The sequence below is a fragment of the Acinetobacter sp. YH12236 genome (assembly GCF_013417645.1).
Taxonomy (GTDB): Bacteria; Pseudomonadota; Gammaproteobacteria; order Pseudomonadales; family Moraxellaceae; genus Acinetobacter.
Window position 1 is genome coordinate 114,088 of sequence record NZ_VPDM01000004.1, and the last position, 19,364, is coordinate 133,451.

Annotated in this window: 18 protein-coding genes; 7 read left to right on the forward strand and 11 right to left on the reverse strand. The window is 44.1% G+C overall.

What is annotated here, in order from left to right; all coding sequences use genetic code 11:
- Nucleotides 1-7: 7 nt before the first annotated feature.
- Both FTV14_RS03535 and FTV14_RS03540 read right to left on the reverse strand, forming a co-directional pair.
- Nucleotides 8-877: a LysR family transcriptional regulator gene (locus tag FTV14_RS03535; RefSeq protein WP_004781845.1), complete on the reverse strand. Its 870-nt coding sequence runs from the start codon at nt 875-877 to the stop codon at nt 8-10.
- 185 nt (nt 878-1,062) lie between these two features.
- Nucleotides 1,063-1,299, reverse strand: coding sequence for a DUF2061 domain-containing protein (locus FTV14_RS03540; protein ID WP_159123642.1), 237 nt, complete (start codon nt 1,297-1,299; stop codon nt 1,063-1,065).
- 262 nt (nt 1,300-1,561) lie between these two features.
- Between FTV14_RS03540 and leuC the strand changes: the two genes are divergently transcribed.
- From leuC to leuB, 4 genes are all read left to right on the forward strand, one after another.
- The gene (gene leuC / locus FTV14_RS03545; RefSeq protein ID WP_004781848.1) at nt 1,562-2,995 is read left to right on the forward strand and encodes a 3-isopropylmalate dehydratase large subunit; all 1,434 of its coding nucleotides are present in this window, start codon (nt 1,562-1,564) and stop codon (nt 2,993-2,995) included.
- A gap of 21 nt (nt 2,996-3,016) precedes the next feature.
- Nucleotides 3,017-3,667 carry a 3-isopropylmalate dehydratase small subunit gene (leuD, locus tag FTV14_RS03550; protein WP_034702382.1) on the forward strand — a complete coding sequence of 217 codons (651 nt, stop codon included), beginning with the start codon at nt 3,017-3,019 and terminating at the stop codon, nt 3,665-3,667.
- 89 nt (nt 3,668-3,756) lie between these two features.
- Nucleotides 3,757-4,320: a hypothetical protein gene (locus FTV14_RS03555; RefSeq protein WP_180053345.1), complete on the forward strand. Its 564-nt coding sequence runs from the start codon at nt 3,757-3,759 to the stop codon at nt 4,318-4,320.
- Between the two features lie 41 nt (nt 4,321-4,361).
- Nucleotides 4,362-5,441, forward strand: coding sequence for a 3-isopropylmalate dehydrogenase (leuB, locus tag FTV14_RS03560; RefSeq protein WP_004781852.1), 1,080 nt, complete (start codon nt 4,362-4,364; stop codon nt 5,439-5,441).
- A gap of 66 nt (nt 5,442-5,507) precedes the next feature.
- Here the strand turns inward: leuB and FTV14_RS03565 are convergent, their stop codons facing one another.
- Both FTV14_RS03565 and infA read right to left on the reverse strand, forming a co-directional pair.
- Nucleotides 5,508-5,921 carry a hypothetical protein gene (locus tag FTV14_RS03565; RefSeq protein WP_004781855.1) on the reverse strand — a complete coding sequence of 138 codons (414 nt, stop codon included), beginning with the start codon at nt 5,919-5,921 and terminating at the stop codon, nt 5,508-5,510.
- Nucleotides 5,922-6,646: 725 nt separating this feature from the next.
- Nucleotides 6,647-6,868: a translation initiation factor IF-1 gene (gene infA / locus FTV14_RS03570; RefSeq protein ID WP_001284370.1), complete on the reverse strand. Its 222-nt coding sequence runs from the start codon at nt 6,866-6,868 to the stop codon at nt 6,647-6,649.
- Nucleotides 6,869-7,099: 231 nt separating this feature from the next.
- On the opposite strand from infA, the gene FTV14_RS03575 reads away from it, so the two are divergent.
- Nucleotides 7,100-8,107, forward strand: coding sequence for an AraC family transcriptional regulator (locus FTV14_RS03575; RefSeq protein WP_004781856.1), 1,008 nt, complete (start codon nt 7,100-7,102; stop codon nt 8,105-8,107).
- Between the two features lie 108 nt (nt 8,108-8,215).
- Here FTV14_RS03575 and truA read toward each other — a convergent pair whose 3' ends face one another.
- From truA to asd, 5 genes are all read right to left on the reverse strand, one after another.
- Nucleotides 8,216-9,013, reverse strand: coding sequence for a tRNA pseudouridine(38-40) synthase TruA (gene truA / locus FTV14_RS03580; RefSeq protein ID WP_034702377.1), 798 nt, complete (start codon nt 9,011-9,013; stop codon nt 8,216-8,218).
- An 18-nt stretch (nt 9,014-9,031) separates the two neighbouring features.
- Nucleotides 9,032-10,003, reverse strand: coding sequence for an asparaginase domain-containing protein (locus tag FTV14_RS03585; protein ID WP_180053346.1), 972 nt, complete (start codon nt 10,001-10,003; stop codon nt 9,032-9,034).
- A gap of 47 nt (nt 10,004-10,050) precedes the next feature.
- Nucleotides 10,051-11,358, reverse strand: coding sequence for a fimbrial protein FimV (locus FTV14_RS03590; RefSeq protein WP_180053347.1), 1,308 nt, complete (start codon nt 11,356-11,358; stop codon nt 10,051-10,053).
- A 65-nt stretch (nt 11,359-11,423) separates the two neighbouring features.
- Nucleotides 11,424-13,028, reverse strand: a complete 1,605-nt coding sequence (locus FTV14_RS03595) for a FimV family protein (RefSeq protein ID WP_180053348.1) — start codon at nt 13,026-13,028, stop codon at nt 11,424-11,426.
- A 138-nt stretch (nt 13,029-13,166) separates the two neighbouring features.
- Nucleotides 13,167-14,285, reverse strand: coding sequence for an aspartate-semialdehyde dehydrogenase (gene asd, locus FTV14_RS03600; RefSeq protein ID WP_180053349.1), 1,119 nt, complete (start codon nt 14,283-14,285; stop codon nt 13,167-13,169).
- Nucleotides 14,286-14,473: 188 nt separating this feature from the next.
- Between asd and FTV14_RS03605 the strand changes: the two genes are divergently transcribed.
- Nucleotides 14,474-15,604 carry an endonuclease/exonuclease/phosphatase family protein gene (locus FTV14_RS03605; RefSeq protein WP_180053350.1) on the forward strand — a complete coding sequence of 377 codons (1,131 nt, stop codon included), beginning with the start codon at nt 14,474-14,476 and terminating at the stop codon, nt 15,602-15,604.
- Nucleotides 15,605-15,940: 336 nt separating this feature from the next.
- Nucleotides 15,941-16,348, forward strand: a complete 408-nt coding sequence (locus tag FTV14_RS03610) for a GNAT family N-acetyltransferase (RefSeq protein WP_180002965.1) — start codon at nt 15,941-15,943, stop codon at nt 16,346-16,348.
- 40 nt (nt 16,349-16,388) lie between these two features.
- On the opposite strand, the gene FTV14_RS03615 is transcribed toward FTV14_RS03610, so the two are convergent.
- Entirely contained in the window at nt 16,389-17,324 is a 936-nt protein-coding gene (locus tag FTV14_RS03615) for a lauroyl acyltransferase (RefSeq protein ID WP_180053351.1), read from the reverse strand.
- Nucleotides 17,325-17,447: 123 nt separating this feature from the next.
- Nucleotides 17,448-19,355 (reverse strand): ATP-binding cassette domain-containing protein, encoded by a 1,908-nt coding sequence (locus FTV14_RS03620; RefSeq protein WP_180053352.1) that lies wholly within the window; start codon nt 19,353-19,355, stop codon nt 17,448-17,450.
- Nucleotides 19,356-19,364 lie beyond the last annotated feature (9 nt).

Sequence of the window (19,364 nt, forward strand, 5' to 3'; positions counted from 1 at the left end):
ATTAATTTTAAATTGACGGGCCTTGCATCAGTTGAACCAATGCTTCAGCCGCCTTCGATTGAGTACGACCCGGATGCCAGACCATACCGAGCTGACGGTTCATTTCCAGATTCAGATCCAGTTCTTGCAGGTCATGGTTGACCAGGGTTTTGGGCAAGACTGACCAGCCTAAACCAATCGAAACCAGCATCCGGATGGATTCAAGCGGGTTATTGCTCATGGTCGTTTTCGGCTTGATGCCCTGCTTTTCAAACTCGGCCATCGTAATCTGCGTAGTATAGGTCTGCGCAGAAGGCAGCAGGCTTGGGTAATTCACCAGATCTTCAAGAGACAGGTTTTTTTGCTGAGCCAGTGGATGGAATGGTGCGACCACAAAAACCAGAGGATCATTCCAGATAGTGACATATTTTAGGCGTTCATCACCATGCGGTGGCAAGGTCAGGAAAGCCAGTTCCAGATCACCAGCAATGACCTGTTCATGCGCCTGTTCAGAATCTACAAAATGTACATCTAGCGTCACATTTGGATATTGCTGTACATATTCACGCAGATGGCTCGGTAAATGATGCAGGCCAATATGATGGCTGGTGCCAATTTTCAGTTTGCCTTGGACCTGACCTTGTTCATGACTCAGGGTGTAGTGAATATCACCCAACTCGTTCAGCCAGTTTTTTACCTTAGGCAGCAGGGAATGTGCCGCATGAGTGGCCTGAACACCACGGCCCGCAGATTCAAATAATTTCACCCCAAAATATTCTTCCAGACTGTGAATACGTTTGGTCACAGCCGGTTGGGTAATAAAAAGCTGATCTGCAGCCAAAGAAATCGAACCTGTTTCCATGACTTTTACAAAGGCTTCAAAAGCTGCGAGATTCATCTTGATCACCTATAAAGTTTTTTTATGCTTAAGTTTATTATTGTAATAATTTAAGAATAAATCAAAGTAAAAATATAGAACTATTGGTTTAATGTTGAATTAATACACATTTTTAAATGTTTTATTTTATGTCATAAAAAAAGCCACCGAGGGTAGGTGGCTCAAAGAGGAAGATCGACAAAAAATTATGCGGTGATTTCCTCATCCTGTTGCTGGCTTTTTGCTTCCCAGATTTTCTCGTGGAAGAAGAAAGCAACTGCCTGTACAGTCGGTTCTAATAAACTCAAGGCAATCGCCATGGTTAAACTGCCTGTGACAAAATAGCCCACTAACATCGCGACAGTGATGTGCATGATGTAATAGCTAAATGTCTTTTTGAACATGCGCTGATTGTTGTCTACGAAACGTTGAATATGTGCCATGTGGATCTTCCTCAAAACAAATGATCTGTGCCGATGAGGAAATAATAATAATTCTCATTTAATTTGTAAAAACGAATATTTTTAATAAAACGATCGGAAAATTAGATTTATAAAAAGAGAGCTAAACCATGATTTAATTTAAGTTTTAAAAGATTCCAAAAAGTTTTTTAACTAATAAAAATGATAAATTAGATTTATGTGAATGCAGCGATATAATCAAAATTAGCGAAAGAATTTACCCAGTCCAGTGGAGCACATCGACATGGCAGGCGAGACCCAAACAGCAAAAACATTATACGATAAGTTATGGGATGACCATTTAGTAAAACAACGAGATGATGGTTCAGCTCTACTTTATATCGACCGTCATTTATTGCATGAAGTGACTTCGCCACAAGCCTTTGAAGGCTTGCAACTTGCTGGCCGTAAGCCATGGCGTTTAAGTGCCAATATTGCGACACCTGACCATAACGTACCGACCTCTAAAAAAGAGCGTGAGCAGGGCGTGGCTGGGATTGAAGATGATACTTCACGTATCCAGGTACAAACCTTGGATGATAACTGTAAGACGTTCGATATTGTTGAATTTGATATTAACGATATTCGTCAAGGCATCGCGCACGTTGTTGGTCCTGAGCAAGGCTTAACCTTGCCAGGTATGACCGTTGTATGTGGTGACTCACATACTGCAACACATGGTGCATTTGGCTGCTTGGCACACGGGATTGGAACATCAGAAGTTGAACATGTATTGGCAACCCAATGCCTGGTTCAGAAGAAAATGAAAAATATGTTGGTACGCGTTGACGGTAAATTGGGTCAAGGCGTAACACCGAAAGATGTGGTTTTAGCCATTATCGGTAAAATCGGAACTGCAGGCGGTACAGGTCACGCGATTGAATTTGGTGGTCAGGTGTTCCGTGACATGTCGATTGAAGGCCGTATGACCGTGTGTAACATGGCAATCGAAGCGGGTGCACGTGTCGGTATGGTCGCAGTCGATGAAAAAACCATTGAGTATGTTAAAGACCGTCCATATGCACCGAAAGGCGAGCAATGGGATCAGGCGGTTGCGTACTGGAATACTTTGCACTCCGACGAAGGTGCTCACTTCGATACAGTTGTAGTGTTACAAGGTGAAGAGATTGAACCGCAAGTGTCTTGGGGGACTTCTCCTGAGATGGTGATTCCGGTGTCTCAAGCGGTTCCAACTTTGGAACAGGCCAAAGATGATGTACAGCGCAATGACTGGAACCGTGCTTATCAATATATGGGCTTAACTGCAGGTCAGCCTTTAGCAGATATTCAGTTAGACCGTGTATTCATCGGTTCTTGCACCAACTCACGTATCGAAGATATTCGTGCTGCGGCTGAAGTAATCAAAGGCCGTAAAGTGGCTTCTAGCATTAAGCAGGCCATGGTCGTTCCGGGTTCGGGTTTAGTGAAACAGCAGGCAGAATCTGAAGGTTTGGACAAAGTCTTTATCGAAGCTGGTTTTGAATGGCGTGAACCAGGCTGTTCTATGTGCTTGGCAATGAATGCTGACAAGTTGCAGCCAGGCGAACATTGTGCCTCAACTTCAAACCGTAACTTTGAAGGTCGTCAGGGTAATGGCGGTCGTACCCACTTGGTGAGTCCAGCCATGGCGGCGGCGGCAGCGATTGCCGGTCACTTTGTTGATGTCCGTTCATTTTAATTGGTACGCAGGAGCAGAAATATGAAAGCTTATACCGTTGAACAAGGTATTGTTGCACCCTTAGACCGTGCCAATGTCGATACAGATTTAATTATTCCAAAACAGTTTTTGAAATCGATCAAACGTACCGGTTTCGGTGAAAACCTGTTTGATGAATTGCGTTATTTGGATGAAGGTTATCCGGGTCAGGATAACTCGGTTCGTCCGATTAACCCGGACTTCGTGTTAAACCAGCCACGTTATCAAGGTGCATCGATTTTAATTTCTCGTGCTAACTTTGGTTGCGGTTCAAGCCGTGAGCATGCGCCGTGGGCATTGAATGAATACGGTTTCCGTACTGTGATTGCACCAAGCTTTGCTGATATTTTCTTTAATAACTGTTTTAAAAATGGCATGTTGCCGGTGATCTTGCCGGAAGAAACGGTTGATCGGTTATTTAAGGAATGTGCAGCAGCTGAAGGTTATCAGTTAACGATTGATCTGGAAGCGCAGGAAGTTCGTACACCAAATGGCGAAAGTTTCAAGTTTGAAGTGGACCCATTCCGTAAGCATTGTTTGTTAAATGGTTTGGATGATATTGGCTTAACTTTGCAGGCAGCAGATGATATTCGTGCCTACGAAGAAAAAACCAAACAATCACGCCCATGGGTATTTGCTGAAATTCATTCATAAAACAGCAAAAATTGTCATGGCATGACTGCGAAGGCCTTGCTAATATCAGAAGATTATTAATTTTTTTTTGATAGGTTAATACAGACATCATGGCAACGTATTGGAAACAGTGGCTTGCTCTAAGTGCAGTATCAGTGCTGATGACCGCGTGTCAGAGCATTGATACCTTCAAACTTAAACATGCCAAAGAAGATGCAGAAAGCAAATCCAATGCCTTGATTTATTGTGCAGGCACACCGGATTGTCAGTTTGAACGTTTAAATCGGACCATGATTGTGGATGAGTCCACCAAGCGAATCAGCCCAGAAGCGCTGGATCAGCGTCTGGTTCGTTTGCAGGCCAAAAACCTGAAACAGGATAATCCGATTTATTTATCTGTGCTGGAAGGGCAGCATGAACTGGTGGTGCGTTTCTATCCGATTAGCAAGGATAAGGCTGAGACCTTGCATCTGTTCCAGCAGTTTAAGGCGAATAAACGCTATACCCTGAAAATGTTCCGTGACCGAAATGCACGTAGCACCAGTTTATTAAATGCCTCTGCACCTGATCCATTGTGTGTGGACCTGTTGCAAGAGCAGAAAGTGATTCGTCGTTTTTGCAAACCGTATAATGTCATCAATGGCATTGCAGAGTTTGTAGAAAAAAAAATTTAACCTAGTCAGGTGGATGCCTGACCTTATAAATGGAAAAGCTCATGTCTAAACAAATTTTGATTTTAGCTGGTGACGGTATTGGCCCTGAGATTGTAAAAGCCGCAGAACAGGTGCTTACACGAGTTAATGAAAAATTCAATCTGGGTTTAACATGGGAACAAGGTCTGTTGGGCGGTGCTGCGATTGATGCACACGGTTCACCTTATCCAGACGTAACGTCTGAACAGGCGAAAAAAGCAGATGCAATTCTGCTCGGTGCTGTAGGCGGTCCAAAATGGGATACGATTGAGCGTTCAATCCGTCCAGAACGTGGCCTGTTAAAACTACGTAGTGAGTTGAATCTGTTTGCGAACTTGCGTCCAGCAATTCTTTATCCACAATTGGCTGATGCCTCTAGCTTGAAACCGGAAATCGTCTCTGGTCTGGATATCCTGATCGTACGTGAATTGACTGGTGGTATTTACTTCGGTCAGCCACGCGGGATCCGTGAACTGGAAAATGGCGAAAAACAAGGTTTCAACACGGACGTTTATGCAGAATCTGAAATCAAACGTATTGCCAAGGTTGCGTTCGAACTTGCTGGTCTGCGTGGCGGTAAAGTATGTTCAGTTGATAAAGCCAACGTGCTTGAAGTGACTGAGCTTTGGAAACAAACCGTGACTGCACTGAAAGAAGAGCAATATCCGGACATTAACCTGTCTCATATGTATGTAGACAATGCTGCGATGCAGTTAGTACGTGCGCCTAAACAGTTTGACGTGATCGTAACGTCTAACCTGTTCGGTGACATCCTGTCTGATGAAGCTGCAATGCTGACTGGTTCAATCGGTATGTTGCCATCAGCTTCATTGGATGAAAATGGTAAAGGGATGTACGAACCTTGCCATGGTTCTGCACCAGACATCGCAGGTCAAAACCTGGCAAACCCATTGGCAACCATTCTGTCTGTAGCCATGATGCTGCGTTATACCTTCCGTGAAGAAGCAGCCGCTAAAGCGATTGAAGATGCAGTAGGGAATGTTTTAGACCAAGGTCTGCGTACTGCTGACATCATGTCTGAAGGCATGACTAAAGTGGGTACAGTGGAAATGGGTCAGGCAGTGGTAACTGCATTGAACTGAGTTACTCATTAGTTTCATGTAAAAAAAACGCAGCCTTGAGCTGCGTTTTTTTATGACTGATTTTGATTAACATGTTCGACCCGAAAGGCTGACAGAAGTTGCAATATTGTCTTTGAGCAAAAAGGTAATCTTGCATTGCAAATTCACATCATAACCTGATGCAGGACTCACAGTGACTGGAACCGGAACTGTGCCTGTACCTGCTGCCGGAAACTGGGCAATTGGTAAGGGAACGGTCACAGGACGTTCTACGACATAGCTGAGCTGTTGGGAGCTGAGCTCAGGCTCACTGATTTGCTGATAACCCAAACGTTTCAGATCTAAATTGCGATCAATATATTGGCTGCTCTGACCAATAAATTGTTGTAAATAAGCTTCACGGTCGGTCTGGCTGATCGTGGGTGTCTGTGCACACCCTGACAGACCGAGCAACAGGATGCTCAAGCCCAATACCAGAGGAGTACCTTTGCTTATCAACATCACATCACTCCTACTCAAGGAACGCTTAAAAACAGTGTAATAGCAAAGTGTGAGAGGAACTGTTGTAATTTATTATTAGACAGGACAGGAACAATCAGGCAGTTAGATGTTAGCTGTAGCTGTCAAATCTAAGACAACTTAGAACGCTTTTATATCCACTTCAAAATGAATAAAAAGCAAAAATGAGTCTTAACAGGCACGTCCACTATATTGCACAGATTGGGCAATCTCTTGTTCTAGCTGAAAATGAATCTGACAGGGCATTTCAACCTGATAACCCGGGCCGGGTGCAGTTGCGAGTCGTACAGGGGCACCTATACTGACACTTTGCTGAATGGCCGGTGTTCCCAGCGGAAGTTCAATGGTGCGAAGTACGGTATAACTCAGACGTTTTTCCGTTTGTACAGGTGCTTTTGAGGTCTTAAAACCGAGTGCAGTTAAATCCAGATCCTTGCGAATCGACTCTGCAGATTGGCCGATATATTGCTATAACTGCTGATCTATTTGTCGTAATTTTGTCGAATTGGTAGTGGCGCAGGCAGTCAGGCTGATTCCTAGGATCAGAGAAAACAAGATTTTTTGCATGAATGATTCACTGTTTTTATTAGAGGAAAAATAGAAATTATTATCTTCGAATGCAGTATAGGGAATGTGCAGGGGAATTGATATAAAAGAAAAGACAATAAAAAAGCCACTGGATGAGTGGCTTTTGCTTCCGCTAAAACTTAGCGCGCACGGTATGTGATACGACCCTTAGTCAAATCATAAGGAGTCATTTCGACCTTCACGCTATCGCCAGTCAAAATACGAATATAGTGTTTACGCATTTTACCAGAAATATGGGCAATTACTTCGTGACCGTTTTCTAAACGTACACGGAACATAGTATTAGGAAGCGTCTCGGTGACAACGCCTTCGAACTCGATGAGTTCCTCTTTATTGGCCATAGCCTACCTGAATGAATAAATTGGAAAGGCGCAAATTATAGTCAATTTTTTCGCAAAACACAAGGTGTAACGGGCGTTAGACTGATCATCTGTCAGTAAAATAAGCGAAGTGTGAGTTTAAACTTTTTAACTAAAAAGCGTGTGGTATCTGTTGTCAGTTTGGTCAATCACAGTTAATCTAATTTCAATCTTTTTAAGTATAAATGAAGTACATACAAGGAAGGTTTTTGAGTGAGTCAGCTAACGGATGCATCAGTCGTATTGCGTTTAGGCTATCAGGCGATTCGTCGTGCAGGTTTGCCAACAGAAGAACTTCTGACAAAAGCAGGAGTCGCTTTAAATCAGGTGGAGACCAATGATCGTACTCCGCTCAGTGCTCAGTATGCCTTCTGGGTTGCCGCAGAAGAGGTCAGTAAGGACCCGGATATCGGATTGCATCTGGGTGAACATTTGCCGCTCTATCGCGGACAGGTGATCGAGCATCTGTTTATTTCATCAGAGAATTTTGGTGAAGGCTTGAAACGTGCACTGGCTTATCAGCGTCTGATCAGTGATGCCTTTCATGCCAAGCTGGTGGTCGAAGACGATCGCTGCTATCTGACCAATGGTGAACAGCCTTTTGCTGAAAGTCTGGTCAATCGTCACTTTACCGAATGTGCGATGTCGGGTGTGCTGCGTTTCTTTAAATTTATTACTGAAGGCCGCTTTGAACCGATCTATATCGATTTCAATTTTTCCAAAGGCGCGGCAGATGAAGAATATTTCCGGGTCTATGAATGCCCGGTAAGTCTGGGCCAGAAAGAAACCCGTTTGTATTTTGATCCCAGTATTCTGGATTTCCCGCTTTGGCAGGCAGAGCCGGAACTGTTGCAGCTACATGAACAGCTGGCAATTGAAAAATTACAGGAACTGGCTCGTTACGATTTAGTCGGGGAAGTACGTCGTGCAATCGGTTCTACTTTAGAAAGTGGTGAAACGACTTTGGAAACTGTAGCCGCTCAACTGAATATTACCCCACGCCGTTTACGTACCCAGCTCAGTGAGGCTAATACCAGTTTCCAGCAGATTCTGTCTGATTATCGCTGTCGTCTGGCTAAACGTCTATTGGCGAGTACCAATGAAAGTGTGGAGCGGATTGTTTATCTGACTGGATTCTCGGAGCCAAGTACTTTTTACCGTGCGTTTAAACGCTGGACCAATGAAACACCGGTTGAATATCGAAAGCGGAAACAGCGTTAATCTTTAAAATCTAAAATCCTCCCCCAACCCCTCCTTTAATAAAGGAGAGGAGTTCCTCCCTTTTTCAAAGGGAGGTTAGGAGGGATTTAAAAATTAAAAATAATTAGCTTATTCCGGCATATTTAACCAGTATGGACCCAAAGGTACTTTGGGTAGGTCAAAATACTCTGGATATTCAGCCTGGATAAAATACAGACCGTCCGGTGGTGCGGTAACACCGGCTGCTTTACGATCTTCTGCTGCAAAAATATGGTCAATATGGTCAACCCCATACATGCCTTGGCCGATTTCCAGCAAACAGCCCATGATATTGCGTACCATATGATGCAGGAAGCCATCCGCCTGAATATCTAGAATCAGATAAGGCCCATGCTGGATCAGGCGGCAGTGACGGACGTGACGTACCGGCTGATTGGACTGGCAGGCTGCTGCACGGAAACTCTCAAAGTTATGTGTGCCTTCAAACTTTGCAGCCGCTTCAATCATCTTTTTGACATCAAGTGGATAGTAAATATGAGTGACCTGTTTATGCAGCAAGGCAGGGCGTACCGGATGGTTATAGACAATATAACGATAACGGCGTGCCTGTGCTTTAAAGCGTGCATGGAAGCCATCATCCATCTCCTTGATCCATTGGATTGAGATATCCTTAGGTAACTGGCTATTTGAGCCCATTAACCAGCCTCGTTCAGAACGCAAGGCATGGGTATCAAAATGTGCGACCATATTGGTCGCATGCACGCCGGCATCGGTTCGGCCTGCACCATGCAGAATAATCGGTTCATCGGCAATTTTACTGAGAACCTTCTCGATGGTTTCCTGAACACTGATTACGCCCGGTTGTTGAGTCTGCCAACCTCGATAATTCGTTCCACAAAACTCAATTCCCACCGCAAAACGCTGCATAATGACCTCAAAACCTGACTAATCGTACCAATGGGCATGCCATTGTTCTACCGTGTCATATTGTAAATACATTTTTAGGGCTTTTGCATAAAGATCAGCATGGCCATAACTTTCATTGAGTAGAATTTTGCAATCATGCACCCATTCAGCAATGGCATAACGCTGATCGGTGGCACCGAAAGGCACTTGAGTAGTTAAGACCGAGATACAGCCTTTGGCATAGAGCTGATTGATAAAATCTACGATCTCTGGATTGACGGCCAGATTGCCGGTTCCAAAGCCTTGCAGGAATAGAAAATGCGGAGGATAGGCCAAAATATTTTTCAGATTATTGAACTGTTGAACTAAATCGATCGGCTGCATCATCAAGCTCATACAGTTAAAATCCAGAGCTTTGGCAATATCGTCTGCTGTAACCTGATGACTTTGCTGGTTGGCCTGAATAGCGATATGCGCATCCAGACCAGTAAAGGCATTCAGCTCAGTGGTATGTTGCTTTAAGGCAGTTTGAGCATGAATCAGTTGCTGATGAAAAGCCAGATAAACACCTGCATTACACTGAGTTACTGAAGAGAGCGCAAAGCTCAGATTGTCCATGGCATCGCTAAATTCGCGTTGCGCATCGCCTTCAGCATTCAGGAGGGGATACTGGCTGCCAGTCAGCACAATATGAGCCGAATTCCCCATAAAATGTGCCAATACTGCGCTGGCATAGCTCAGGGTATCTGTCCCGTGAATAATCACAAAATGTTGTATCTGCTGTTCAGATTGCAGATTTTGGATAAATTGCACCAGTTCTAACCAGTCTGTAGCAGTACAGGCACTGCTGTCCTTAATCACAGGAGCGCAGTAATACTGAATCAACGGTTGATCCGTAGCAAGCAGCTGTTCCAGTTTTGGAATAAATAAATCGGCAGACATAGGGGCGAGCGGGTCACCGACACAGCCAAAGGTGCCGCCCATATAAATCAGTGCAATATCTTTCATCATAAAAAAAGCAGCCAAATGTTGACTGCTTTAGTGTAAAGGGAAATTGATTAAGATGCGATTTGATTCAGCAACTGATCAGCTTGCTGGCGTTGTGCTGCTGTATATTCAGCTTCACGTTCAGCTATGACTTCACGGGCAGCTGCATAAGCGCCTAACTGGATATATTGTTGTGCCAGCTCCAGGTTAAGGTCCGCTTCATTAACTTCCATCAGATCAGGGAAAGACTGCACCAATGGATCATGTTGATCGATTGCTGTAGTTACTGGCGCTGTCGGAATCTCAAAATTCACTCCTGTAGAAACAGGAGCTTCTTTTACAGCTTCGACATTATCAAGTTTGAAATCTAGTCCAGGTGTTTCAGTTGCAGGCGTTGCAATATCGAGGCTAGACAGATCAAACTCAGTCGCAGGTTCGGCTGTTTTTTCCACTGCAGGTGTTGGAGTGTCTAGAGAGAAAGAAAAATCTAAAGGCTGGATTTCTTCTGTAGTTGCAGGCGCTGATTCTGTTTCTAAAGATACAGATGGTTCAAGCTCAAGTTTAAAATCTTGAACAGGCGTTGATTCTGTTGTTGTTGAGGTAAGCTGATTTTCGGTTATTTTATCTTGAAAATCAAATTCTAAAGCGTTATCTAGAGTTGAAGATATATCTTCTGACTTAACTGGTTGAGCTACTGGATTTACCGGCTCAAAATTAAACTCTAGAGGCTCAACATTTGTTGCAGATTCGACTGCAGAAATTGGTTTACTTGGTTGAATTTCCTGCTGCATTTGTTCAAATGCAAGTTCATTTGAGGGGGAAGAGGTAGTTAAATCTGCAAATGCATCTATAGATACTGAATTTTCATCCTTAGAAAAACCTTCTACTGCTGAGTTTGAAAAATTGTTTGTATCTTGAGCTATTGTAGTAGCACTTTCAAATTCACGTTTTTTGACTTCAGCCTGAGCCAGAATATCTTCCAGTCCTAGAGAACGGACATGATTAATCAGCTGTGAAATCGCAAATTCATCTTTTTGCAGGATATGAATGTCGAGCAGTAGTAAATACAATTCATGTTGAGAATTATCGCGATTCAGTGCCTGATTGATTTGCGCTTCAGCAGCAAAGAAATTACGTTCCTGAACCAGACCTTCAATTTTTTTGCGTGTCTCTGCTGATAGAGGCGTTGCTGATTTTTTAACGACTCCGGCTGGCTCCACCACTTTGGTTCTTTGGGAGGTGGATTTTGACGCAGCGCCAAGTTTTTTCGCTTTTACAGTTTTAGTTTTTGCTTTATCTGATTCTTGAGCATCTTGTCGTTTTTTTACAACAATTAATACGATGATCAATATCACTAATGGAATCACATAAATCAGCATGTTTTACCCCTTGGGGATAGAGTCCTTAAGTTCGCCTATCCCAATAAATCGTCATGTGTAACTTTTTAATTAATTGGCTTTTTATCTGCCTGTTGTGCTTTAAGCTGTTGTTGCAGCTGGGCAAGACGAGCATTTAATAATTGAATTCTGTGATCCTTCTGATTGAGTGCCAATTCTAGTTCAGTTACGTTTCTCTGTAATTTAACGGTTTTTTCACGGGCTGTCATAACTTTTAATGACAACTCTTTCGAAGTTCGATTTTCTTTTGTGTTTGAGTTGGCAGAAACCTGGCCGGAATCACGCTGACTCTCGGCAACCAGGCTCATTTCAGCCTCATTCAGGCGATATTTGGTTTTTGCAGCAGGTTTAGAGGGTGCTTGAGCAGACTTAATTGCTGAGGCCTGGATCGGAGTTTTCGCAGTATGAACGGTCGCTAAATTAAGTGCTGCGCCTTTACGCAAGCGGTTAGCATCACCCCCAATAAAAGCATGTTCATTCTCACGCTTGATCTGCTGCATGACCTCACTTACTGGACGCTGCTGTTCATTGGCAATCTTGGAAGCAATGCCCCAAAGCGACTCATTTGACTGTACCACATACGTCGGCTTGATCTGGGTTGAGGTGCTTTGTTTGATGGCTGCCGGCTGTGCCTGAGTTTTAGTCGCTAAATTTGGTTTGTCCTGTGCAGTGCTGGATGCCGCCTGCTTGCGAGCCTGTTGTTCTGCATATTTTTTGACAAGTGGATCACTGGACACCATCTGGTTTTCAGTGCTTGTCGGTGCAGAAACTTGCGCTGAGGCTGCATTTTTATTTGTTGGATCTATTGTAATTTCAGCTGGTTTTGTTTCAGCCTGAATTTTTGTAGCTGCAGCCTGTAAGTTTGACGTTGCATCTGCTTGAGCCGCAGTCGCGTGAGCTGCTTTGGATGAAGTATTCACTGGCGCAGTGTTTACATTGCCAGCTTGCTGTGAACTATGACTTGTCGCTGCTACCGCAGTTTCAGTATTAAGTTTTGTTGGGCTTGTGACTTGAGCTGCAATACTCGATGTCGGCTCATGGGTCACAGCAGCTAACGCTGTTTTAGGGATAGAGCTGGCTGATAATGCAGGAGGTGCTGTGTTTTGTAAGGCTAACGGTTTTTCTGCCACAAACGGGGTGGTTGGTTTGGATTGTGCATTGGTATAACGCGTACTCACCGGTAAGTTCAGGGCAATATCTTTTTCACTCACGACTACGACAGGCGCGAGGGGCTGTTCAGTCTGTTTCAGGCTGGCCTGTAACAAATCAGTTTTAGGTCTTAATGCAGTACGGATATGCTGTAGGCGTGCTGCATTGCCTTCTTTGATTTTAACAATGATATTTAATTCACGATCAGTAACCGGGCGCGAGGAGGTAATGGTAATAACCCCAGTTCCATTACTGTTGCGACGGGTGAAAAAATTCAAATGACCCGGTGGCTGATGCGATGCGCCCATAGAAATCAGGTCTTCTGGCGAGGCTAAACTTACTTCAATGGGCAAGTTAATATCTGATTGATGGAAATTCATTTCCGCATAAAGCAATTCCCCAGGTGCAGACTGGATTTGTACCGAATCTACATTAATCGCATAGATATTTTGTGAAGCAACAATGGCTAAAATGGCAAGCTTTAATTTGTTATATACAGTCATCTGTGAGCTCAGTCATTATCGCATAGCGAAAATTATAGATTAACGGGATGTTTGTTTTTTGTAAAATACTTACGCAATAGTTACACAAAAAAGCCGATCAATAAAGATCGGCTTCATGCTTTATTTCCTGACGGAAACTTAAGAGTTTTTATAGTCAATCAAGATGCGCAGCATACGACGTAAAGGTTCTGCAGCACCCCAAAGTAACTGGTCACCTACTGTGAATGCACCTAGGTATTCTTTACCCATGTTCAGTTTACGCAGACGACCAACAGGTACAGTTAATGTACCAGTGACTGCAACAGGAGTTAGGTCAGTCATTGATGCTTCACGAGTGTTTGGCACAACTTTAGACCAGTCATTTGCATTTGCAATGATATCTTCGATCTCATCCAGTGGAACGTCTTTGCGAAGTTTCAGCGTTAATGCCTGAGAGTGACAACGCATTGCGCCGATACGTACACAGTGACCATCAATTGGCACGATCTGCTGGTTGCCCAGAATCTTGTTGGTTTCAACCTGACCTTTCCATTCTTCTTTCGACTGGCCGCTTTCCAGTTGCTTGTCGATATAAGGAATGAGTGAACCAGCCAAAGGAACGCCAAAGTTTGCAGACGGGAAGCCTTCACCACGTTGTAATTCAGCAATTCTAGAGTCGATATCCAGAATTGGAGAACGCGGATCATCTAGCAACTTTTTGGTATTGTTATATAAATAACCCATACCATTGATCAGTTCACGCATGTTTTGCGCGCCTGCACCTGAAGCGGCCTGATAGGTCATTGACGTTGCCCATTCCACCAGATTGTTCTGGAACAGACCGCCCAAGCCCATCAGCATCAAGGAAACTGTACAGTTACCACCGACAAAAGTCTTGGTGCCTTTAACCAAACCATCTTTGATCACATGCATATTCACCGGATCAAGTACGATGATTGCTTCATCATCCATACGCAGGGTAGATGCTGCATCAATCCAGTAGCCATTCCAGCCTTCAGCTTTGATTTTTGGGAAAACTTCAGTGGTGTAATCGCCACCTTGACAGGTAATAATGACATCCATTTGCTTCAGACTGTTAATGTCTGTTGCATCCATAAGTGCTGGGGCAGTCTTACCACCAAATGCCGGAGCTTCACCACCCGCATTACTGGTAGAAAAATAGAATGGCTCAAAATGAGCAAAATCATTCTCTTCAACCATACGTTGCATAAGGACGGAACCCACCATCCCGCGCCAACCGACCAGACCTACTTTCATGTCACTTTGCCTCGGTGCGTTAAAAAATCAAAAGGGATTCGAGTGTATCAAAAAGGGACGTGACTGCAAGAGCTACACAATCAAAACATCAATATTCTTGAGCGAAATATCTGCTTTATGATACATACAAAATTGATAAAGCAATTTTTCTTTTAGAAAAAATAATAACTTAGTAAAGAGTGTATCTTATGGTAGGGTTTATCCAGATCATGGCAATCGTGGTCATCTGGTTAAGTTTCTGGTCGCTGATTCCCCGAGATGAATGGTGGATTCGTGGTGCAGATTTTCCACGTTTACAGATTCTGGTTTTGGGCTTCATTGCCTTTGTTCTTTTTCTCCTGGTCGATCACCCATGGACGGCCTTCAATCAGCTGCTTTTTGTCGGCCTGATCGCTGCTTTGGCGTATCAGCTGAAAATGGTCTTGCCTTATACCTTTGTTTGGAAAAAACAGGTCAAGCAGGTCAAGCAGGATCAGCTGGATCCGGATCGTCAGATTTCCCTGATTGTTTCAAATGTTCTGACCACCAATACTAAATATCATTTACTGATTGAACAGATCCAGACCCATCAGCCAGACTTGGTCTTAACGCTGGAAACCGATCATGCATGGCAGGATGCGCTGGCCGTCATTGAGCCAGATTACCCCTATCGGGTACCTGTACCTTTGGATAATCTGTATGGCATGCATCTGTACAGCAAACTTGAGCTGAGTGAAACCGAGGTTAAATTTATTCTGAGTGATGAAATTCCCTCGATTCATACCAAGGTCTTGTTACGTTCCGGACAGCCGGTACAGCTCTATTGTCTGCATCCGAAACCACCAAGCCCAACTGAAGCCAAAGATTCAACCTTACGTGATGCGGAATTGCTGATTGTAGGGGACCAGATTAAGGATCTGGATGAAAGCTGCATTGTGATGGGAGATCTGAATGATGTGGCCTGGTCACGCACGACACGTTTATTTCAGCGTATTAGTGGTTTGCTGGATCCGCGTGTTGGCCGACGTTATGTGAATACCTTTCATGCCGATTATCCCTTATTGCGCTGGTCGCTTGACCATGTGTTTCACAGCACCGATTTCGCTCTGGTGCATATGGAGCGTTTAAAACACGTCGGATCAGATCATTTTCCAGTTTATCTGGTATTACAAACTGGCCGGGTATTTGAGCATCATCAGGAAGAGCTGGAAGAAACGGATCAGGATGGTCAGGAAGCCAAAGAAGCCATTCAGGAAGGAATTGAAAAGGCAGAGAAAGAAGAGAAGAAAGTCACTGATAAGATTGCGATGGCGTATAAGAATGAGGAGAAATTCTTATAGTTTTAGCTGAAAAGTGTACGATATTGCTTACAGCAGTTTCCGCTTCTTGCGAATGGGCAGCACAGAGGAATCCACGTATTCTAAGCTCATCAGCACAGGGAGTCGAGAAAGGATATTCTCATAAGGAAGACGAAGCTGAATGAAAACATCATGGAAATGATGCTGAAAGGGAAATCACAACAACGAAGAAGCAATTATAACATATGAAAGCACAACCTCATTAACCCAGGTTTTACAGGATGTAGAACCCGGGTTAAATTATTTTTGGCTCATTTTTTTATTATAATTAATTGATTATTAAAATAAAATTTAAATTAAAAAATGGATATTACCTGAATGGAAGTTATGATTTCCGATCATGATTCAGTCAATGAATTCGAAGTGCTACAGCTCTATCTTGTCAATCAATGGTCAGCTGCAGAAAAACCTCAATTGCTTTTAAAGGCTTTGCAGCATTCTCATAGTCTGGTGACGGCACGTATCAACGGTCGGCTGGTCGGCTTGGGAAATGCGATTTCAGATGGTTATCTGGTGGTGTATTTCCCACATTTATTGGTTCACCCGGAGGTGCAGCGACAGGGTATTGGTCGTCTGATCATGCAAGAAATGCTGCAACGTTATTCAGGATTTCATCAGAAAATTCTGGTGGCTGATCAGCATGCCACTGAATTTTATAAAGCTCTAGGTTTTGAGCGTGCAGGGCATACAGAAGCGATGTGGATTTATCAAGGAACGGATCATTGAGTTGTCTTGCCAATAATACCGTCCATATTTTTTCTAGTTTTTAATAGATTTTATCATAGCCTTCAGGACGGGTCTTAAAGCGACGGTGGAACCACATATATTGCGTCGGTGCAATGCGCAACTGGCGTTCAATAATCAGATTTACCCGGGTTGCATCATCGACTTCATCCGCACTTGGCAGGTTCTCTACCGCAGGCTCGATCAACACACAGTAGCATGGATCTTTAATATCACCAGTCCGGTAAAAATAGAGTGGAATGGCAGCGGCCTTGGTCATTTTCAATAAGCGACGATGTGCAGTGACTGTGGCTGCAGGTACCCCAAAAAAGGGCGCCATTACACCCTGTTTTAAACCAAAATCCTGATCCGGACTGTACCAGATGGCATGGCCATTTTTCAGGTTACGCACCAGACCACGCATATCATCATGGTCAATCTGGTTGGCATAAATGGTGGCACGGCAACGGTAAATCAGCATATCAAGCAGGGGATTATTTTGTGGTCGATACACCACATCTGGCTCAAAATACTGTGCACATAAATAACCGCCGGCATCTAGCAAAGTCGAGTGAGTACCGAGCAATAAAGCCCCTTTACCTTCTGCCTGAGCCTGCTGGATATGTTCCAGCCCTTCAATCTGTACCCGGCCTTTAAACCATTTTGGGCAATACCAGGCATTCAAGGTCTCAAATACACCGAGCATCTGGTCAATAAAGACCATACGGGCATTGTCCTGAACCTCTTGAGCTGACCATTCCGGGAAACAGACTTCCAGATTGCGAATAGTGGTTTCACGGCGAGATTTCAAATATTTAAATGCCATCTGGCCAAGTAGACGTGCCAGACGATGCTGAATCGCCCAAGGTAAGATAGCCAGAATCATCAGAAATACAATACCCACCCAGATACCCCAGTATTGCGGTAACAGGAATGACCATTGAAATTCACCGGGTTGGTATTCTGGCGTTCGACTCATAAATTCAGTATTTGAAATTAAAGATGTCAGCAGTGTAGCAGAAGAGCTTTTTGAAATAAAAAACTGCAAAATAAAAAAGCACCTGTACCAATACAGATGCTTAGTGACTAGGCGATTTAAAGATTAGCCTTTGGTCATATTTTCCAATTCGTCCCAACGTTCCATTTTTTCCAGCAAAATCTCATCAATTTCGCCTAAACGTTCAGATGCTTTGGTCGCTGCTGCTGCATCTGTGACAAACCAAGAGCCATCCGCCAGTTTGTCGGAAAGTTCAGCTTGTTCTTTTTCCAGTGCTTCAATTTCAGCCGGTAACATTTCCAGTTCACGCTGATCTTTGTAGCTGAGTTTTTTCTTCGGAGCCGATGCTACAGGTGTAACTGCTGCTTCAGCTTTGGCCTGAGCTTTTTTGACAGCCATTTTCTGGTCAACCACAGTTTGATCTGGACGTTGTTCCAGATAATCCTGATAGCCACCGACATATTCATCAATATTGCCTTTGCCATCAAAGACCCAGGTCGATGTTACGACATTGTCCATAAAAGCACGGTCATGCGAGATCAGTAGCAGGGTGCCTTTGTATTCCGCCAGCATTTCTTCCAGCAGTTCTAGCGTCACCATATCCAGATCGTTGGTCGGTTCGTCCATCACGATCAGGTTGGATGGTTTCAGTAATAGTTTGGCGAGCAGAATACGGTTGCGTTCACCACCTGAAAGGGCTTTAACTGGCGTACGGGCACGTTCTGGGGAGAACAGGAAGTCTTGTAAATAGCTATAGATATGACGACGTTGGCCATTCACATCGACATGATCTGAACCTTCCGAAACGTTATCTTTAACTGATTTTTCCAGATCCAGCACATTACGTAGCTGGTCAAAATAAGCAATTTCCAACTGGGTACCGGTTTTGACTGTACCGCCATGCTCGATTTCTCCCAGAATGGCTTTGATTAGTGTAGTTTTACCGACACCATTATCACCCACCAGACCGATCCGATCGCCACGCATTACCAGCGCCGAGAAATCATTAATGATCGGTGCATTGTCACTAAACTTCACGCTCAGATGTTCAATCTCGAACACCACTTTACCTGAACGCTGTGCTTCCTGAGTCGACATGTTGACTTTGCCTTGCTGGAAGCGGCGTGCTTTAGACTCTTCACGCAATTCTTTCAGAGCACGAACACGACCTTCGTTACGGGTACGGCGCGCTTTAATACCTTGACGAATCCAGGCTTCTTCTTCAGCCAGTTTTTTCTCGAACAGGGCATTCTGTTTTTCTTCTGCTTCCAGCTGCTGAGCTTTCAGGTCGAGGTAGCGTGAATAGTTGCCTTCATAGCTACGCAAAATACCACGGTCCAGCTCGACAATACGGGTCGCAATACTGTCCACAAAGGCACGGTCATGCGAAATAAACAGTAAGGTCAGGTTGTTCTGCTCGAGCAGGAATTTTTCCAGCCACTCGATACTTTCGACATCCAGATGGTTGGTCGGTTCGTCGAGTAACAGCACATCAGGTTGGGTGAGCAGGGCACGTGCCAACAGGACACGGCGTTTACGACCACCGGATAAATCGGCCAGATCCGCTTCAGGATCCAGTCCCATTTTACTCAGGATTGAGTTGACCTTAGTTTCCAAAGCCCAGCCATCCAGCTGATCCATCTGATGCTGCAAATGTCCCATGCGATCACAGGCTTCCATATCGCCCAGCACACAGGCTTCACTGGCTTCATGATAGGCACGCAACACTTCTGAAGCTTCACCAGCGCCGTCGGCAACAATATCTGCAACCTTGCCGGAATCCATTGGCACGTCTTGGGCCAGCATGGAAATGGTGATGCCATTTTGTAACGAAACTTCACCACTATCCGGGAGTAAACTTCCTTCAATCAGTTTAAGTAAGGTAGACTTACCCTCACCATTACGGCCAATCAAACATACTCGTTCACCGCGTTCCAAATTAAAGTTGGCGCCGTCGAGCAAGGCAGGTCCGCCAAATGCCAGTTGGACATCCCTTAAAGTAATATAGGCCATAATGTTAAT